This is a genomic window from Vibrio sp. 1CM8B (genome assembly GCF_023161685.1).
Taxonomy (GTDB): Bacteria; Pseudomonadota; Gammaproteobacteria; order Enterobacterales; family Vibrionaceae; genus Vibrio; species Vibrio coralliirubri.
Genome location: NZ_JALNTU010000004.1, coordinates 113,136 through 131,166, shown reverse-complemented (window position 1 = coordinate 131,166; position 18,031 = coordinate 113,136). Strand labels below are relative to the sequence as shown.

Here is an 18,031-nt window from a genome sequence, read left to right as displayed (position 1 = left end):
CCAATTATTTGAAGTCGGTGTTTTTATATTAATCGCTTATAGAACCTGAATGTGGTCCACTTCGATTTCCGGTGTCTTGCCGCCTTCATATTCGCCGAAGATACGAACTTTTGTATCAGCGGTCAGTGGCTGTGCTAGGCGGATATCATCATCCAGTTCGATTTGAATTTCACTCTGGCCATCAGAGAAGACAAACGTGTCATTCTTTAGTTGACGAACAATCTTGCCATCCACAATTGCTTCTTGCTCTGCGAACATGCTTGTGTCGGCAAGCAGTGTCGCAACAGAAACGGTTTCAATCGGGCCAGTATAAGCAATAGCGCTTTCGTGCTTGTTGCTGTTGTGGTCACTAGCCATTGCGAAAGTAGGAGCAAGGATAATAGTAGATGCGATAGCTAATACAGTTTTTTTCATGGTGAATCCCTTAATGTTGTTTTTAGTAGAAACGTTTTTCTGAATTTGAAACGTTTCTTTTCGTTAATACGTTTTTGTTGAATCGCCTGTTATCGTTCACAAGCTTCGTTTCGATGGGGCTATTAAACAACACTGGGGTTGAATCCAGAGTGAGTAACACATTCATTTTCCATTCATTTTATTGAGCATCTACTCGGCAATGACGTTAAGATGGTCGAAGAGAAATATTGCCCATAGCTATAAATTGAAAATTAAGAAATTAAGGATTTAAGTACAGATGCGATCACCGTTAAACGCCCTTATGGTTCAAGGAACAACGTCAGATGCCGGAAAAAGTGTTTTGGTGGCAGGTTTATGCCGTGTTTTGGCAAGGAAAGGAATCAAAGTGGCACCTTTTAAGCCACAAAACATGGCGTTAAACAGTGCGGTGACAAAAGATGGCGGCGAAATTGGTCGCGCTCAAGCGGTTCAGGCGCAAGCTTGTAACATTGAACCTACTGTTCACATGAACCCGGTATTGCTAAAACCCAATTCAGATACTGGCGCACAAGTGATTCTGCAAGGCCGAGCGATCAGTAATATGGAAGCGACGGGCTATCATGATTACAAGAAAGTGGCGATGGATACCGTTATTGATTCGTTTGACCGACTTTCTGAAGAATACGAAAGCGTGATGATTGAAGGTGCGGGTAGCCCAGCCGAAATCAATCTTCGCGAAAATGATATTGCGAATATGGGATTTGCTGAAAAGGCGGATATCCCGGTTATCATCGTTGCCGATATTGACCGTGGTGGCGTTTTTGCGCACCTCTACGGCACATTAGAGTTGTTATCTGAATCTGAACAAGCTCGCGTAAAAGGCTTTGTGATAAACCGCTTTAGAGGCGATATCGCACTGCTTCAATCTGGCCTAGATTGGCTAGAGGAAAAAACCGGCAAGCCAGTCATTGGTGTTTTGCCATATCTTCATGGTTTTAACTTAGAAGCGGAAGATGCCATTACATCTGCTCAAGAGTCTGACGGAGAAGCTAAGCTTAAGGTGGTGGTGCCAGTGTTAACCCGAATCAGCAACCATACAGACTTTGATGCGTTAAGACTGAATCCTTCGATTGATTTGCGTTATGTCGGTAAAGGTGAACGTGTAAACAACGCTGATTTAATTATCTTGCCGGGTACAAAGTCAGTAAGAGCAGATTTGGATTACCTAAAACAACAAGGCTGGGATAAAGATATTCAACGCCACTTGCGTTTAGGCGGCAAAGTGATGGGTATCTGCGGAGGCTACCAAATGTTAGGTAACATCATCCACGATCCTGATGGTGTTGAAGGCGCGCCCGGCAGCAGTGAAGGATTAGGGTATCTGAATACTGAAACGACCCTTACACAGCAGAAAACCTTAACCAATGTACGCGGCACTATGACGCTGGATGGCAAAACAGCACAAGTAAAAGGGTATGAAATCCACGTAGGCAAGACTGATGTCAAAGAAACAGCCTTACCGGTTCAGTTAGAATCTGGCAGCCTAGATGGCGCTGTGAATCAAGATAACTCGATTTTTGGTACTTACCTGCATGGCGTATTCGACAACAGTGATGCGTTATCGCTTATTTGCGAATGGGCAGGAGCCAGCGATGTGACCGCGATTGACCACGAACAACTTAAAGAGCTGGGTATTAATCGAATCGCTGATGCCATCGAAGAGTACTTAAATCTTGACCTGCTTTGGCCAGAGTTAACAGCTTAAGCCGCCATTTAGAAGTTAGCTAAAGAACCTAAACGAACAATAGATAAGTGATAACAATGAAAAAGCGAGTCTTCCTTTTAACCATGGCCTTAACTTCGGCATTGAGTTCTAGTCATCTTTTTGCTGCGGAAAAGCTACGAGTTTACGCTGCATCGTCGATGACCAATGCGGTTAATCTGTTGGTTGAAGAGTTTGAGAAAGACCATTCTGTCGATGTGATTCCTGTGTATGCGAGTACGTCGTCTTTGGTGCGACAAATCGAAAGAGGAGCACCAGCAGACATTTTTATCTCGGCAAATGAGAAATGGATGACGCATTTAGTCGACCGTAAATTGGCTTTTAGTGACAGCGTCACAAGTCTGTGTGAAAACGAACTGGTGCTGATTTCCCCTAAAGAGACATCGGTAACTTTAGACCTATCAAAAGGTGAACAATGGGCTGAACTGCTTACTAATGAAAGGCTTGCCGTGGGTAACACCATGTCGGTTCCTGCTGGTATCTATGCGAAAGAAGCGTTAGAAACGTTAGGTGTATGGGACGATGTGAAGACTCGATTGGCACCAAGCAACAATGTTCGTATGGCCTTAGCCTTAGTCGAGCGCAGTGAAGCTAAGCTTGGCATTGTCTACAAAACGGATGCGTTGCTTTCTAAAGAAGTTAACCTAGTGTCGACGTTCCCATCAGATCTGCATACACCAATACGTTACCCTGTAGCTAAGTTGAGTGATAAAGTTGTGGCAGAAGAGTTCTATACTTTCCTAAAGAGCGAAAAAGCGAAAGACACCTTGAACAGTTTTGGATTTGAAGTGCGTTAAATGATGTATTTATCGGAATACGAATACCAAGCCTTAATGCTGAGCTTAAAAGTCGCTGGGTTTGCCATCTTATGGCTTATCCCTATTGGCATTGGTCTAGCATGGCTGCTTGCTAAGAAGCAATTTGTAGGCAAAAGTATTGTAGAGAGCATTGTCCATTTACCCTTGGTACTTCCACCTGTGGTCATCGGCTATTTACTGTTAGTGATGATGGGCAGGCAAGGTATCATAGGTTCTTGGCTCAATGACGTGTTTGGTATTGTATTCAGCTTTAGCTGGAAGGGCGCGGCACTCGCTTGTGTGGTTGTGGCGCTACCATTGATGGTTCGCTCTATTAGATTGAGTCTAGAAACCGTAGACAGTAAGCTTGAAGAGGCGGCTGCAACATTAGGTGCGTCACCTCTTCGTGTGTTTTTCACGATCACTTTACCCTTGATGATCCCTGGGATCATTACCGGCACCATGCTTTCATTCGCAAGAAGCTTAGGGGAGTTTGGCGCGACCATCAGCTTCGTTTCAAATATTCCCGGTGAAACTCAAACCATTCCTTTGGCTATGTATACCTTTATTGAAACCCCGGGCGCTGAAATGGAAGCCGCGCGTTTGTGTGTCATTTCTATTGTGATAGCGCTGGGTTCATTGATGCTTTCTGAGTGGCTTAACAAAAAGTCGGCGCAACGCTTGGGAGGCAATGCATGAGTGCTTTGATCCTTCAGTATCAGCAACAACTTGGTGAAACCTTCTTTGATATCGATTTGGAATTACCAAGTAGCGGCATTACGGCAATCTTCGGTCGTTCTGGTGCGGGTAAAACCTCACTCATCAATGCGATCAGTGGTCTTAAACAGCCCGATAAGGGTTTGATCAGCGTATCTGGTACGACTCTGTTTGATAGTGAAAATGGCATTAATTTGCCGACTTACAAACGCAGCGTCGGTTATGTGTTTCAAGAGTCGCGATTGTTTCCACACATGAAGGTGGCGGCGAACCTTAAATACGGCATGAAAAGCGTCGATAAAGCGCACTTTGAGCAAATTGTCTCGCTGTTGTCCTTGGGTTCATTGCTTGATCGCTATCCAGCTCGTTTGTCTGGCGGTGAGAAGCAACGTGTGGCGATTGGCCGCGCGTTGTTATCCAAGCCGAGCATTTTGTTGATGGATGAGCCTTTAGCGTCTCTCGACTTGCCTCGTAAGCGCGAAGTGATGCCATTTCTGGAAAACTTATCCGAAACCGTCCAGATACCGATCATCTATGTCACTCATAGCCTCAATGAAATCTTACGCTTGGCAAATCACCTTGTGATTATTGACCAAGGCAAAGTGATTTCATCGGGCGTGACGGAAGAGGTGTGGGCATCGAGAGCTATGCAACCTTGGCAATCTTTCTCAGAGCAAAGCTCGTTGTTTGAAGCGACATTAGCGGAACACAATGACGACTATGCGCTGTCTCGCCTGATGTTAGGAAAGTCGACGTCGTTATGGGTTCAGAAAGTGTCGAGTGAGCTTGGAACGACAGTGAGGCTACAAGTTAGGGCAAATGATGTCTCTATCACGCTAGAACAGCCGAAAGGAACTTCGATACGTAACATCCTTCCTGTCACCATTAAAAGCGTAGAGACGCACCAACAGGGCACAAATAAGCAGAGTGTCGCTGTCGAGCTAGAATTAGAGTCTGGGTGCTACCTATGGGCAACCATTACTTTGTGGGCGCTGGATGAGTTGAATCTAGAAATCGGGCAGCGTGTTTACGCGCAAATTAAGGGTGTGAGTGTCGCTCAAAGAGATATTGCGGTAACGCATTAAACCTGACAAGGTCAGCTTTTCGATATTGTCGTGATACTGCCTGTTCTAGGTTCTGAAAATACGATCTTGATTCCATGAATGGATACATGCGTCATTTTTATACGGTATAACTGCCAGTTTTGCGCCACACTGTATGAGTGTTAAGGCATATTATTTGTCGAACAATATGAACGTTCGCAACAGGAACATACAGACTTAACGATCGAACTACAGAAAATAGCGGATATAAAAAAGCCGCGTGTTTAAAGCAACATGCGGCTTAATCTTAAGTATTACTGTTAGCGCTCTGCCTAGATTTAGGCGACTAGCGACTTACTTAGTAAAAACTTCTTTGAAATCACGCTTCAAGATCGCATCACGACGAGCTTTCTTGATTTGTTTAACCATGTCTTTTACACAGTTGTGTAGAACTTGGTCTAGCAGTTGAGCACGGTACTCTTCTTTTTCTTCGTCAGTCATGTCTTCTGGAAGTTTAAGAGTAGGGAACTCTTCCATCACGTTAACACCAGCGAAAGCTTGGCTAACTGAGATTAGAGCGTGGAACTGCTCGAAGTTGTCTAAAACATTTTGTGCGCTTGCTGGAAGGCTGTCCCAAGCTTCGCGTACTGCTTCTTCAGACACTTCGTGAATAGAAGTAACCATAAAGTGCATCTCTTTTGGCACGCCATCAAATTCGATAACTTGACGAAGTTCTGGTGAGATGGTGGTTAAATCGATTTCTTGTTGTTCGTTGTTTGTAGCGTCTGACATAGTATTTCTCTTTAAAAAGAAACAATGCTAAAAAGATCTGTAAAAAAGTCAATATAATATAGAGATTAGGGCATGATTTAAGCCCAAATTTGAGCTACTTTGAATATTCAACACTAGATAAAGGTGATGTGATGATAGAAAAGGGATCTTCGATGCGCATATTGCTGGTTGATGACGTTCAACTAGATAGGATGCAACTTGCTATCCGACTCAAGCAACTGAGTCATATTGTAGAAGCTGTCGGTAGCGGAAAAGAGGCCCTGAGTGTTTATTCTGATTTTGATCCTGAACTCGTGTTACTTGATATCAGCATGCCAGAGATGGATGGTTTTGAAGTGGCTAATGAGGTTCGAAGCCGATTTCCAGAATGGGTTCCCATCATCTTTCTTAGTGGTCACGAAGAACCTGAGATGATCGCAAAAGCGATTGACGCTGGTGGCGACGATTACCTGATCAAACCGGTAAACAAGGTCGTTTTAAATTCTAAGTTGATTGCGATGCAACGTATCGCGCATATGAGACGAGAGTTAAAACAAAGCACAGCCAAACTCGAAGAACTGAACATCCTTCTGCAGCAACAAGCCAACGAAGATGGCCTGACCAAATTGTATAACCGTCGATATATGGATACTAAGCTTGAAGAGAGCATAGCGTGGCACGGAAGACGTAATATATCCATGACAGTTATACTTCTAGATGTAGACTTCTTTAAGCCTTACAACGATAATTATGGTCATATTCAAGGGGATAAGTGCTTACAAGGGCTTGCTAATACCTTGAAACAGCTGTTTGTGCGTGCGGGAGAATTTGTTGGTCGTTATGGCGGTGAAGAGTTTGTTCTGATTCTTAGCGATACAGACACTGAAGGCGCTAAGGTACACGCGACTCGAGTTAAAGAGGCATTGCATGAGATGAACTACGCTCATGAACACTCAACGGTATCGGATAGAGTGACAGCGTCACAAGGTGTGTTGTCATTTGTGCCAGAAGGTAGCGAATCTATTGCGTCTATTTACGAAAAGGTCGATCAAGCGCTTTATCAAGCGAAGCAAAGCGGCAGAAATACATTTGTACAACGCAACATTTTGGAGCTTGCTCGTTAGTTGGCGAGCTCTTTTAGATATTTGAATTTATACTTCTAATAGCGTTTGAGCTAGGAAGTGCTTTAAGTGATAAAAGAAATGCCACATTCGAAGTCATTTTCTATGACTAACACATCTTGGACGCTTGCGGTTCCTCTATTTTTTACCGCTTTGCCGACCACTGTTAATGCCAATACGCTATCTGATCTTTTCCGAAAGGATCTAGAGCAGAGCTTTGCCACCAGTGTATTGCTCAACGACACCGATGTTTTCACTTTTGGCATCAACAACTTTGATCCCAATAAAGTATTTAGTTTGGACAATGAAGACATCGGTTCGAATGATTCGGTGAGTCGTCGACAAAACATTACCTCCCTGAGTTTGCCTTACACATTTGAACTACCCAGTTACATTGAAGACAACCATCAAGAGGTGACTCTGCGCTTGTCTGCATTGCGGATCGAGAATGATGTTGAGTACGCGGCAGCAAATAGAAACGACTTCCAAAAAGAGTCGGTAGTGTCTGGCTACGTGGAATTCGCGAATGTGTCCCAGTTAGACGAATATTGGAGCTTCAGCTCTGCTATCGGTAACCATATCTCTTACTACCGCAATGATTATGAATATCGCGCTTCATTGCTAAAGCCTATTCAAGACCAACTGGATGGCGTATATCTCAATACTGATGCTTGGGCTTACATCATCGAGCCTAAAATCAAGCTGATGTACGAAGATAAGAATGACTGGGGAAAGTATAAATTGAGCACCAGTTGGCATTACTTTAATGGCATCGGCTGGGGCGAGGCGAATAATGGCAATGTCGGTCATCCTGAAGGGTGGTATATCGCCAATGAAGCCAAGGTTTTCTATGATCTCGTGCGTTGGGATAAGAACATCACATCGATGTACTCGAGTATAAGACGAATTGATATTGGTGGTGACACGGTGGCATCTATGGGCACCACATCTTACTACGAGGGCAGTGTTGGTTGGTTGCTTAACCCAAACCTGTTTAATGAGTGGGTCGATAACGTGGGAATAGGTTTTACGATTAACTACGGAAGTAGCTTAAAAGGTGGCAGCTTGGTTATATTCTTCAACCAAGATTAAGCTCTTTTTTCCAGTTAAGCCCCTACGGCCTCAAATCAATGAGGCTCGTTGAACTTGGAAGTGATAGTTATTGAAGCAGTTCGCTATTAATGGCTTAAGCTATTTAGATATCTAGCACTCAATATCTTCGCTATCAACTATTGTTAACGGTCAATACACAGTTTGTTTCGACCGGTTTCTTTCGCTTTATACAGCGCTTGGTCAGCAAGCTTCAACACCTCTTCAGGATGTCTGGTGGTTGTGCTATCAGCCAATCCAATACTCACCGTCACATTCACCACTTCCGATGGTTTACCGTTCTTGCCACGCTTTTTCATACCCACTTCATGATCGTCAGGGCGCTCGTGACTATTCCGAATCGTCATGTCGTAGTTTTGAACCTCGGAAATCAGAGCTTGAAGGTGCTCTTTAACTTGTTCTGAATGTTTGCCTTTGAAGATAATCGTGAACTCTTCTCCACCATAGCGATAAGCTTTAGCGCCGCCTGTGGTTTCCCTCAGAATGCGCGCCACCAGTTTTAACACATCGTCGCCAATGTCATGTCCGTAGGTGTCGTTGAATTGCTTAAAGTGATCGATATCGACCATCGCCATCGAATACTTCCGCCCCAAGTGCTTCATATCGACTTCTAAGGCGTGTCGACCGGGGATGTTAGTCAGTTGGTCATTAAAGGCCATATCATGACTGGCAGACATCACATAGACGATGATCAACGTGCCTGACAGCGAGAACATGGTGCTCGAGATGTACTGAACGTCAAAGAAGATGAACGTACAAGAAGAAAGCAGGATAGCGCTATAAACCACAACATCGATAGAGCGGTTATACACCAACACGAGAATGGCAGTAAGGCCAAGCAAGCAAAGGCTATATAACACTAAAACAAAAGGCAGTTTGGAGAAGTCTCTGACAATAAACAAAAGACCTTCACTCCATGATTCAAAACCGCCGGCATGGAAATGAGAGACGATTAATTGCGCCCACACCATAAATAGAATGAGAACGATGGCGTAGAGCAGCATCGACTTTGAGTTTACGCCGTTATCAGGGAAGGCATAAACAAGTAAGCAAGTGACCGGTACTAATGCTGCCAGTAACGACAGCTCTAATAGCGTTGTGCCAGTATTGAGAGGCGTTTGTAATCGAACTTGGATGATCAGGTAAGCGACAAGCATGGTCACCGATACCATCGCCATTCGACCTTGTCTGAATGTGTGGCATAGCAGAACCGCAACGCTCAATAAAATGTAAGGGAGGTTGCTAGCAAACCCTAAATTTGAGTCCGTCACGAGAATGACGTTGTCCATACCAACGAGCAGAATTGTTAACAGGACTAAAGGGAAGCAAAATCGAAACATGCTCGACGTTACAAAAGATGATGCCATTTATGTGGTGAGCCTAACTATATTGATGATCTTATTATTTAATACTATGCGTAGGATACGGTTAAACAAGCGATTGCCAAGCTTTTTGCCTAAATTAGAGCAAAAACATAGTCATAGGTCGCTATTGGTGCAATCATTTTTATATGTATTTGAGTTGCTATTAACCTTAGAACGAACTACACAGTATATATGAGAAATTAATTAGTCGTTATAGATACTTAACAAAATCTGCTCTGCTGCTCTTACGTTTGTGCTGTCACCTAGAGGGCTTGATGATCACTTATCACTGAGCGACCTTGTCATTAAGCGACGTAAGATCTGTAATGAAGTCAGAGTAAGATTAAATAACGCCTAAGTTTCAACTATGGACAGTAAAACTTATAACTGAGTTATAGAAAGCTTTTAGGAATTGCATGGTTTCAATTAAATTCAGAAACGACTGCGACTAGAAAGAACCACTACAAATGGAGGTGTGGTATGCAAATTAGTGTTGATGTACATAACTATATGGAAACTCTGGTAGGTCATGTTTTGGCTACGGAGGAATATGTGTCTAGTTATACCAATGAACAGCTGGCCGACCTCGCGTGCTTGGCTTTAGGTCAGCTAAAACCTATCTATATTCGTTTTGATATCGATTTTCTCTCAGCATTGCCAGAAGACAAATTGGTGCTCTATAAACGCAATAGCGAGATCGCGGTCAAAAATGCTGAAAGTATGATCATTGACGATCGAAGACGTGAACGTGACGACAATGTGCCCGTTATATTTAGTCAACACAATTTTGATGATGACGTAGAATTGCAATGGTACGAAAAGCCGTTGTTGAACCGTAAACAGTCATGATAGTTTAGGGTGAATACGGTCATTTAAGGAGTAAAAAACGTGGGATTCTTTTCTAGATTATTTGGTGGCAAAGAAAAAACCGAACAAAAAGTAGAGATTGAGCCAGTCGAATATAAAGGTTTCAATATCTATCAAGATGCCATTGCAGAATCTGGTCAATACCGTGTTGCTGGGCGAATCGAGAAAGAATTCGATGGTGAAATCAAAACTCACCGTTTTATTCGTTCAGATGTTGTTTCAAACAAACAAGATGCCGATGAATTGATGCTCAAAAAATCGCAGATGTTCATCGACCAAATGGGCGACAATATATTTAGCTAACCAATTAGGGTTAGAATTGATGTTGGTCATAATTTAGAGAGCTTTCAGTGTATATGCTGAAAGCTCTTTTTAGTTTTAGGGACAAAGAACAGCTAGTAGGTTGTTATTAAAAGGATTATTTGCAAGTGGTTTGACCTCTTCGTTCTAGACGGTCGTCATTTTTTCAAATGAAGCGCTCAAATTCCATCCAAATCGTTATAAGTAATAACTTTTCCTGTTCTTTGAACAAAACGCTTGAAGTATTAGTTGTCGTTAGATACAAACGAATAAGTCATTCGTGCCAATAGTCAAGGAATAGCTATGCAAATTGGTGTACCAAGAGAAACGCTCGCAGGTGAAACGCGAGTCGCTGCTTCGCCGAAATCGGTAGAACAGCTTCTAAAATTAGGGTTTGAAGTTTGTGTTGAATCACAAGCAGGTGCGTTAGCAAGTTTTGAAGATGCAGCTTATGAACAAGCTGGAGCAAAAGTTGTCGCCGCAGATGAAGCTTGGAAATCCGATATTATCTTTAAAGTTAACGCTCCGATCGTTGACGAGTCTAAAAATGAAATCGATCTTCTTAAAGATGGCGCTACATTGGTCAGCTTTATTTGGCCTGCTCAAAATCCAGAATTAATGGAACAATTGTCCAGTCGTAACATCAACGTGATGGCGATGGATTCTGTACCACGAATTTCAAGAGCTCAGGCGTTAGATGCATTGAGTTCTATGGCAAACATCGCGGGTTACCGTGCTGTTGTTGAAGCGGCGCACGAGTTTGGTCGATTCTTCACGGGGCAGATTACAGCTGCGGGTAAAGTTCCACCAGCAAAAGTACTGGTTGCAGGTGCTGGTGTTGCTGGCCTAGCGGCAATTGGCGCTGCGGGTAGCTTAGGTGCGATCGTTCGTTCATTCGATGTTCGTCCTGAAGTTAAAGAACAAGTTGAGTCGATGGGTGCTGAATTCTTGGAAGTCGATTTCAAGGAAGATACCAGTGCTGGTGACGGCTACGCAAAAGAGATGTCTGAAGCATTCAATAAGAAAGCGGAAGAGCTTTATGCAGCTCAAGCGAAAGACGTTGATATCATCATTACAACCGCGCTGATTCCAGGTCGTCCTGCGCCTAAACTTATCACCAAAGAGATGGTCGATAGCATGAGCCCAGGCAGCGTAATTGTGGACCTTGCGGCAGCCAATGGCGGTAACTGTGAATACACGGTTGCGGATCAAGTCATTACAACGGCTAACGGCGTTAAGGTGGTTGGTTACACTGATATGGTTGGTCGACTGCCGACTCAATCATCTCAGCTGTATGCAACGAACCTAGTTAACCTGTTGAAACTACTTTGCAAAGAGAAAGATGGCAACATCAATATCGACTTTGAAGATGTTGTTCTGCGTGGTGTTACTGTCGTTAAAGAGGGCGAGGTCACTTGGCCAGCCCCACCGATTCAAGTTTCAGCTCAACCACAACAAGCTAAGCCAAAAGCGGCCAAACCAGAGCCTAAAGTTGAAGAACCTGTTTCTCCAATTAAGAAAGCGGCAGGCATGGCAATTGCTGTTGGTGCATTCGCTTGGGTAGCTTCGGTTGCTCCTGCTGCGTTCTTATCTCACTTTACCGTTTTTGTTCTCGCTTGTGTGGTGGGTTATTACGTAGTTTGGAATGTAAGCCATTCTCTGCATACGCCTTTGATGTCCGTGACTAACGCGATTTCAGGCATCATTGTAGTAGGTGCACTGTTACAAATCGGACAAGGAAGTGGCGTCGTCACGTTCTTATCATTTATTGCCGTATTAATTGCAAGTATCAATATCTTTGGTGGCTTTACCGTGACCAAACGTATGCTTGAAATGTTCCGTAAAGACTAAGGAGTAACAGATGTCTGAAGGATTAGTACAAGCAGCTTATATTGTTGCTGCTGTATTCTTTATTATGAGCTTGGCTGGGTTATCGAAACAGGAATCTGCGCGTGCAGGTAACTATTACGGTATCACGGGTATGGCAATCGCGTTGATCGCAACGATCTTTGGCCCTCACTCTGCAGGTATTGTGTGGATCATCATTGCTATGGTGATCGGTGGTGGTATTGGTATCCACTACGCAAGAAAAGTAGAAATGACTGAAATGCCTGAGCTGGTGGCGATTCTGCACAGCTTCGTAGGTATGGCGGCGGTACTTGTAGGTTATAACAGCTACATCGATCCACCTGCTGCTGTTTCTATCAACCCTGCAGATATTCATGCAGAGCACGTGATCCACCTAGTGGAAGTGTTCCTTGGCGTGTTTATCGGTGCGGTGACGTTCACGGGTTCTATTGTTGCGTTTGGTAAGCTTCGCGGCGTGATCTCTTCGTCTGCATTGAACATCCCTCATAAGCACAAGTGGAATCTAGCGGCTATCGTAGTTTCTACACTACTGATGATCATGTTCGTTAAAGCGGACGGCAGCATGTTCGCGCTAATGGTGATGACGCTTATCGCATTCGCATTCGGTTACCATTTAGTGGCATCGATTGGCGGCGCAGATATGCCAGTAGTTGTCTCTATGCTTAACTCGTACTCTGGTTGGGCAGCAGCAGCGGCAGGTTTCATGCTTGCAAACGATCTGCTTATCGTAACTGGTGCATTGGTTGGTTCGTCAGGTGCGATTCTGTCTTACATCATGTGTAAGGCGATGAACCGCTCTTTCATCAGCGTAATTGCTGGTGGATTCGGCCAAGAAGTGGTTGTCTCTGATGGCGATGAAGAGCAGGGTGAACACCGCGAAACATCAGCTGAAGATGTGGCTGATATGCTGACAAACTCAAAGTCAGTAATCATCACTCCTGGATACGGCATGGCAGTAGCTCAAGCTCAATACCCAGTGCATGAAATCACTGAGAAACTACGAGCGCAGGGTATTAATGTTCGATTTGGTATCCACCCAGTAGCGGGTAGATTACCGGGTCACATGAACGTACTGCTTGCTGAAGCTAAAGTGCCTTACGATATCGTTCTGGAAATGGACGAAATCAACGATGACTTCGATGAGACAGATACTGTATTGGTAATTGGTGCGAATGACACCGTAAACCCTGCAGCACTTGAAGATCCAAACAGCCCAATTGCTGGTATGCCAGTACTTGAAGTTTGGAATGCTCAGAATGTTATCGTATTCAAACGTTCGATGAACACAGGTTACGCCGGTGTGCAAAACCCACTGTTCTTCAAAGAGAACACGCAGATGCTGTTTGGCGACGCTAAAAAGAGCTGCCTAAGCATCTTAGAGCATCTATAGAGATCACCTCTAAGTAATCTGTAACAACTCGATAAGGAGCTCATTTGAGCTCCTTTTTTATCTTACGAAAGCGAACCTATGTGTGGGCTTAGTTGCTACGATACTGGTCAAGCTTATGCAAAACTTGTTCGAATTTAGGCTGGGCTGGTCAATCAGTCTACTAGTACGCCTGTACAGTATGGTCGTAATATATCGGACTTTATCTCTGTAACTCGTCATTCTCACTGTTTTTCATGCGGTTAAAAATTTATCTTTGATAGCGAATGGTATATATTTGGTTGATCTATATGAATTTGCGTTGGTTTGTGATCATCAAAAGAACATTTACTCTTCTTATCGCTACGTTGTCTGTGTCTGCAAACGCATTTGCTGACTCTTTACCTGAGCGTATCGATAATTTCACCAAACTCTTTGATCATGAAACGGCAATCGAATCTTACGATATCCGAGTGCTACAGGCTGATTATCCAACACGTTTGATCATGCCGTCTTCTATGCTGCCACAAACAGCAGAGTATCCATTAAAAGACATCCAGCGCTTATACCAGTTATCAAAAACCTGTAGCGGTAAACTGCCGTTAAGCCCGTTGATTACTGAGCCTTTAGTTTTTACTCGTGCAATGTGTAAAGGGACCAAGCTTTCTGACCGTTGGTTTAGCCGCAGTGGTTTGATTCACCCTGGTGGTGGTTCTTATGCTGCACGATACGTTGAGAAGTACCCAGAAAAGTTCGACTCTCTGAAGCGCTTTATGCATATTCAAGAGCGACCAAACACCGAACACGACGAACTGCTGTCTCGCTTGCAACAAATGGATAGCGAAGCCATCACCGCGCTACTAGCGGGGGCGAGCATGTTTGTAGAGCTCGATGAGATGTGGGTAAAACGTGGCGACAGATATTACCTATATAAAGAATCAGTCTGGAACGAAAACGCCACGCTTGCTGGGTTATCGTTTAGCTTGTCTTCAGAAGGCAACAGCTGTTTTGTCCAGCGTGGTAACGTGTGTTGGGAAATAGAAGATCATTCAGAGCTTCTGCAAGTCGCCATGTTTATCTTGGTTATTGCCAACATCATGCTTGTCTTAGGTTGGGCGATTTACCGCTGGAACAGTAAGAAACAAGAGATGAAGAGTCGCATGCTGGTTCTTCAAATCCTAACGCACGAATTAAGAACGCCGATTGCGAGTTTGTCATTGACGGTGGAAGGGTTCAGACGTGAGTTCGAACACTTACCAGAATCGGTATATGATGAGTTCCGTAGGCTGTGTGAAGATACACGCCGTTTAAGACAGTTGGCGGAAGCAAGTAAAGATTACCTGCAGTCAGATAACCAACCGCTCGCAACAGAGTGGGTGCCAAGTGTTGAAGAGTGGCTCCAATACAAAGTTGAAGAAGACTTTGCGCCGGGGATTGAACTCCGTGTAAACAAAGATATAGCTGCAAAAGTGAACGTATATTGGTTAGGAACGTGTATCGATAACCTAATCAGAAATGCCGTGAAATACGGTGTGGCTCCAGTAATTCTAGAACTGAATACTTCTGACAAGAAGCTGACATTCAAAGTTATAGATAATGGAGACTTGTCTCGCAAAGATTGGGGGCAACTAAGAAAGCCATTCGTAAGTAAGAGTGGACTCGGTTTAGGTCTGACGATAGTGGAATCTATGGTCGGAAAAATGGGCGGTCACATGACGCTTATCGGCCCCCCAACAACATTTATTTTGGAGATACCTTGTGAAACAGACATTGCTTCTCGTTGAAGATGATAAAAATTTAGCTGACGGTTTATTAGTTAGCCTTGAGCAAGCTGGATATGAATGTTTGCATGCAGAACTGATCTCTGAAGTTGAAGGCTACTGGGAACAAGCGGATCTAGTGATTCTAGACCGTCAACTTCCTGATGGCGACTCAGTAGATTCACTTCCAGGTTGGAAGAAAAAGAAAGATATCCCAGTTATTTTGCTTACGGCTCTCGTGACAGTCAAAGACAAAGTAGCGGGCCTAGATTCAGGTGCAAACGACTACTTAACAAAGCCATTCGCAGAGGCTGAGCTATTTGCTCGAATTCGTGCTCAACTTCGCCTGCCAGATTCTGAAGAACAAGATGCATCAAAAGTTATCGCTCAGAATCTTGTTATCGATAAAGCGACACGTGAAGTGTTTTTCAATGAACAGGAAGTAACGTTAACGCGCACTGAATTTGACCTTCTATTGTTCTTGGCAAGTAACCTTGGACGTGTGTTTACACGTGATGAACTGCTTGACCATGTATGGGGTTACAACCATTTCCCAACAACACGTACGGTAGACACACACGTTCTGCAACTAAGACAGAAACTGCCGGGGCTAGAAATTGAAACGCTGCGTGGCGTTGGTTACAAGATGAAAGCGTAATGAGAATAGCCTTACTTCCACTATTAATGTTTTCTTGCGTAGCGAATACCGCGCAAGCAACGGATTGGTTCAAGAGTAGCGATGCTCTGACTCAAGTTCATAAACATCTGCTAGATAATGATTTACCTCAGATGTTTGATTCATTAGTGGAAGTTTGGCAAATCAACTCTTCTCAATCACGAGAAGATCACCTCAATGAACTGTTCGATCAAGCATTGAACAAAGATTGTGGTAAAACGCTCACCAGAAAAACACTCCCAGATTGGATCAGTTCCGTAGTCGTCAAAAGACACATCATTCAAAGCCCTGGCCGAGATACCTTTCGTGTATCGATTAATGTCGAATCCGAAAACAACATTCAAGACATTACCTTCGAGAAGTGGGTCGATAAGATCGTTTCTTCGGACAGTGAGTTAACCAAAGACAGTGAAGTGGTAAACAATGCATCGGTGAGTCTATACCGCAAGCGTTACAATTTAGCCTCTCAACTTGAATCCGGTTTATATCGTTTAAGCGTAAAAGATGATGGCGGAAAGTCTTGGAGCACTTGGATTGTTTTGGGTGAAGTTGCCATGCGTCAACAAGTTCGCTGGGCATCAAAAGACACGTGGCGAATCGATAAAAAAGAACTACTCAATCCTTATTGTCCACTTCCTAAGCTCGAAATCGGTTTGTACGATTACGTTGATGAACACTATGAACAGGTGTGGGGCAAGAGCTACGAATCTGATTATCCAATGAACCTCACTGGCGAAGAACTTCCCAATGATCGCTATGTTTTGGCGGTTTCAATGGTACATTCACGCTGGCAAGGTGACATAGCGATAGAACAAGCACAAACTATCAGTAAAACTTATGATATTTCTAGCGAAGAAGAGTTAAAGTAATTTAAAATTGTGCCGTTAACTATGTAAGGGATCTAACAAAGATAAACGGCATGAAAAAAACTACAAAACTACTCGCAGCGTCAATTGCATTCGCCAGTCTTCCTCTTTCAGCAGCAAACTACGCCATTGAAGCGCGTGGTGATGCGATGGGTGGTGTTGGTGTTGTTTCAGCAAACTTCCTAACTGCTCCATTCTATAACCCAGCACTTGTTGCCATTTATCGTCGTAATGATGACATGGGAATGATCACGCCAAGTTTTGGCGGTAATTATAATGACCCTAACGACATGAAATCGAATATCGATAGTGTCGTTGATGCGTCAAACACCGCAGACTTAGATGCAGCGCTTAACAAACTTGATGGCAACCAAGCTAATGTAGAACTCGGTGGTGTTGTCGCGTTTGCTCTTCCTAATCAGTTTGTTGCGGCAAACCTTTTCGCTAAAGCTTATACAGAATCCTTTGCGACTCCTAACGTTTATACGACAGGTTCAGATGAAGACAAAGTAGAACTGTCTACTGTTGAAGCGGTTTCAATCGGTGTAGCAGAAGTAGGCCTTTCTTTAGCAAAATACCAAACCTTTATGGGTCAACATATCTCATTTGGTATCACACCTAAGATTCAACGTATTTACACGTACAACTATGTTGCGTCGGTCAATGATTACGATTTGTCTGACGTTAGAGAAAACAGCGATGGCGACACAGCATTCAACATGGATGCCGGTGCGCTTTGGTTCTTCGGCCCGTTCCGAGTGGGTGTTGCAGCAACTAACTTGATCTCTAGAGATATCGAAACAAAAGACACAACAAGAACACTTACCAGCAGCACAAGTAGTGCGACACACCAAGTTGGTGGTAAATACACTTACCAACTAGAGCCGGTATACACTGTTGGTGCGGGGATCGTTTCTGATTACTTTACGTTGAGTGTTGATTATGATTTGAATGAAGCAGAGAAGTTTACTTCGTTCGAAGACAACGAACAGATGATTCGTGTTGGTACTGAAGTTGACCTGTTACGTCAGCTTAAGTTAAGGGGAGGGTACTACAAGAACCTGGCTTACTCTGATTCAGAAGGAACAGTCACAGCCGGTATTGGTATCTCGCCACTCAACTTGTTCCAGTTAGATCTAAGTGCAAACTACACAAACGAAAATGCAATGGGTGCTTCAATCAATTTCCTTGCTAGTTACTAACAGTCCTTATATAGTTCTGCTCCTAA

General features: G+C 43.7%; 17 protein-coding genes. 14 read left to right on the top strand and 3 right to left on the bottom strand.

Annotated elements, in window-relative coordinates; genetic code table 11:
* Positions 1–36: 36 nt before the first annotated feature.
* Positions 37–414, bottom strand: a complete 378-nt coding sequence (locus tag MSG36_RS09450; RefSeq protein WP_048608277.1) for a NirD/YgiW/YdeI family stress tolerance protein — start codon at positions 412–414, stop codon at positions 37–39.
* 277 nt (positions 415–691) lie between these two features.
* Between MSG36_RS09450 and MSG36_RS09445 the strand changes: the two genes are divergently transcribed.
* Genes MSG36_RS09445 through modC form a run of 4 tightly spaced genes read left to right on the top strand, consistent with a single transcriptional unit; the run spans position 692 to position 4,775 of the window.
* Positions 692–2,158 carry a cobyric acid synthase gene (locus MSG36_RS09445; RefSeq protein WP_248367487.1) on the top strand — a complete coding sequence of 489 codons (1,467 nt, stop codon included), beginning with the start codon at positions 692–694 and terminating at the stop codon, positions 2,156–2,158.
* 56 nt (positions 2,159–2,214) lie between these two features.
* Complete coding sequence (modA, locus tag MSG36_RS09440; protein ID WP_248367484.1) at positions 2,215–2,973, top strand: molybdate ABC transporter substrate-binding protein; 759 nt, start codon at positions 2,215–2,217, stop codon at positions 2,971–2,973.
* Positions 2,974–3,672: a molybdate ABC transporter permease subunit gene (gene modB, locus MSG36_RS09435; RefSeq protein ID WP_019822703.1), complete on the top strand. Its 699-nt coding sequence runs from the start codon at positions 2,974–2,976 to the stop codon at positions 3,670–3,672.
* Complete coding sequence (gene modC / locus MSG36_RS09430; protein ID WP_122080968.1) at positions 3,669–4,775, top strand: molybdenum ABC transporter ATP-binding protein ModC; 1,107 nt, start codon at positions 3,669–3,671, stop codon at positions 4,773–4,775. Before modB ends, modC begins: the two co-directional genes overlap by 4 nt.
* Before the next feature lie 312 nt (positions 4,776–5,087).
* Here modC and MSG36_RS09425 read toward each other — a convergent pair whose 3' ends face one another.
* Positions 5,088–5,525, bottom strand: coding sequence for a DUF3069 domain-containing protein (locus tag MSG36_RS09425; protein ID WP_017069091.1), 438 nt, complete (start codon positions 5,523–5,525; stop codon positions 5,088–5,090).
* Between the two features lie 152 nt (positions 5,526–5,677).
* On the opposite strand from MSG36_RS09425, the gene MSG36_RS09420 reads away from it, so the two are divergent.
* A complete protein-coding gene (locus MSG36_RS09420; protein ID WP_048608284.1) occupies positions 5,678–6,628 on the top strand; it encodes a diguanylate cyclase in 951 nt (316 codons plus the stop codon).
* A gap of 78 nt (positions 6,629–6,706) precedes the next feature.
* A complete protein-coding gene (locus MSG36_RS09415) occupies positions 6,707–7,717 on the top strand; it encodes a Solitary outer membrane autotransporter beta-barrel domain (RefSeq protein ID WP_029235605.1) in 1,011 nt (336 codons plus the stop codon).
* 143 nt (positions 7,718–7,860) lie between these two features.
* Here MSG36_RS09415 and MSG36_RS09410 read toward each other — a convergent pair whose 3' ends face one another.
* Complete coding sequence (locus MSG36_RS09410) at positions 7,861–9,102, bottom strand: GGDEF domain-containing protein (RefSeq protein WP_122080967.1); 1,242 nt, start codon at positions 9,100–9,102, stop codon at positions 7,861–7,863.
* Positions 9,103–9,579: 477 nt separating this feature from the next.
* On the opposite strand from MSG36_RS09410, the gene MSG36_RS09405 reads away from it, so the two are divergent.
* The 8 genes from MSG36_RS09405 (at position 9,580) to MSG36_RS09370 (ending at position 18,005) form a co-directional block, all read left to right on the top strand.
* Complete coding sequence (locus tag MSG36_RS09405; protein ID WP_017060104.1) at positions 9,580–9,948, top strand: late competence development ComFB family protein; 369 nt, start codon at positions 9,580–9,582, stop codon at positions 9,946–9,948.
* A gap of 39 nt (positions 9,949–9,987) precedes the next feature.
* A complete protein-coding gene (locus MSG36_RS09400; protein ID WP_004731023.1) occupies positions 9,988–10,269 on the top strand; it encodes an HlyU family transcriptional regulator in 282 nt (93 codons plus the stop codon).
* 300 nt (positions 10,270–10,569) lie between these two features.
* Complete coding sequence (gene pntA / locus MSG36_RS09395; RefSeq protein WP_122080966.1) at positions 10,570–12,117, top strand: Re/Si-specific NAD(P)(+) transhydrogenase subunit alpha; 1,548 nt, start codon at positions 10,570–10,572, stop codon at positions 12,115–12,117.
* A 10-nt stretch (positions 12,118–12,127) separates the two neighbouring features.
* Positions 12,128–13,525 (top strand): Re/Si-specific NAD(P)(+) transhydrogenase subunit beta, encoded by a 1,398-nt coding sequence (pntB, locus tag MSG36_RS09390; RefSeq protein ID WP_248367482.1) that lies wholly within the window; start codon positions 12,128–12,130, stop codon positions 13,523–13,525.
* Positions 13,526–13,812: 287 nt separating this feature from the next.
* The gene (vxrA, locus tag MSG36_RS09385) at positions 13,813–15,285 is read left to right on the top strand and encodes a sensor histidine kinase VxrA (RefSeq protein ID WP_048608294.1); all 1,473 of its coding nucleotides are present in this window, start codon (positions 13,813–13,815) and stop codon (positions 15,283–15,285) included.
* A complete protein-coding gene (vxrB, locus tag MSG36_RS09380) occupies positions 15,260–15,919 on the top strand; it encodes a response regulator transcription factor VxrB (protein WP_017060099.1) in 660 nt (219 codons plus the stop codon). Before vxrA ends, vxrB begins: the two co-directional genes overlap by 26 nt.
* Positions 15,919–16,806, top strand: a complete 888-nt coding sequence (locus MSG36_RS09375; RefSeq protein ID WP_050650390.1) for a DUF2861 family protein — start codon at positions 15,919–15,921, stop codon at positions 16,804–16,806. Before vxrB ends, MSG36_RS09375 begins: the two co-directional genes overlap by 1 nt.
* 50 nt (positions 16,807–16,856) lie before the next feature.
* Entirely contained in the window at positions 16,857–18,005 is a 1,149-nt protein-coding gene (locus MSG36_RS09370) for a conjugal transfer protein TraF (RefSeq protein ID WP_122080963.1), read from the top strand.
* Positions 18,006–18,031: the final 26 nt, after the last annotated feature.

Excerpts from the sequence above, each read along its gene's own strand:
- modA (WP_248367484.1), top strand. The coding sequence starts at position 2,215 with ATGAAAAAGCGAGTCTTCCTTTTAACCATGGCCTTAACTTCGGCATTG.
- MSG36_RS09425 (WP_017069091.1), bottom strand. The coding sequence starts at position 5,525 with ATGTCAGACGCTACAAACAACGAACAACAAGAAATCGATTTAACCACC.
- modC (WP_122080968.1), top strand. The coding sequence starts at position 3,669 with ATGAGTGCTTTGATCCTTCAGTATCAGCAACAACTTGGTGAAACCTTC.
- MSG36_RS09445 (WP_248367487.1), top strand. The coding sequence starts at position 692 with ATGCGATCACCGTTAAACGCCCTTATGGTTCAAGGAACAACGTCAGAT.
- MSG36_RS09405 (WP_017060104.1), top strand. The coding sequence starts at position 9,580 with ATGCAAATTAGTGTTGATGTACATAACTATATGGAAACTCTGGTAGGT.
- MSG36_RS09410 (WP_122080967.1), bottom strand. The coding sequence starts at position 9,102 with ATGGCATCATCTTTTGTAACGTCGAGCATGTTTCGATTTTGCTTCCCT.
- MSG36_RS09420 (WP_048608284.1), top strand. The coding sequence starts at position 5,678 with ATGCGCATATTGCTGGTTGATGACGTTCAACTAGATAGGATGCAACTT.
- MSG36_RS09415 (WP_029235605.1), top strand. The coding sequence starts at position 6,707 with ATGCCACATTCGAAGTCATTTTCTATGACTAACACATCTTGGACGCTT.
- vxrA (WP_048608294.1), top strand. The coding sequence starts at position 13,813 with ATGAATTTGCGTTGGTTTGTGATCATCAAAAGAACATTTACTCTTCTT.
- MSG36_RS09370 (WP_122080963.1), top strand. The coding sequence starts at position 16,857 with ATGAAAAAAACTACAAAACTACTCGCAGCGTCAATTGCATTCGCCAGT.
- pntB (WP_248367482.1), top strand. The coding sequence starts at position 12,128 with ATGTCTGAAGGATTAGTACAAGCAGCTTATATTGTTGCTGCTGTATTC.
- MSG36_RS09375 (WP_050650390.1), top strand. The coding sequence starts at position 15,919 with ATGAGAATAGCCTTACTTCCACTATTAATGTTTTCTTGCGTAGCGAAT.
- MSG36_RS09450 (WP_048608277.1), bottom strand. The coding sequence starts at position 414 with ATGAAAAAAACTGTATTAGCTATCGCATCTACTATTATCCTTGCTCCT.
- modB (WP_019822703.1), top strand. The coding sequence starts at position 2,974 with ATGATGTATTTATCGGAATACGAATACCAAGCCTTAATGCTGAGCTTA.
- pntA (WP_122080966.1), top strand. The coding sequence starts at position 10,570 with ATGCAAATTGGTGTACCAAGAGAAACGCTCGCAGGTGAAACGCGAGTC.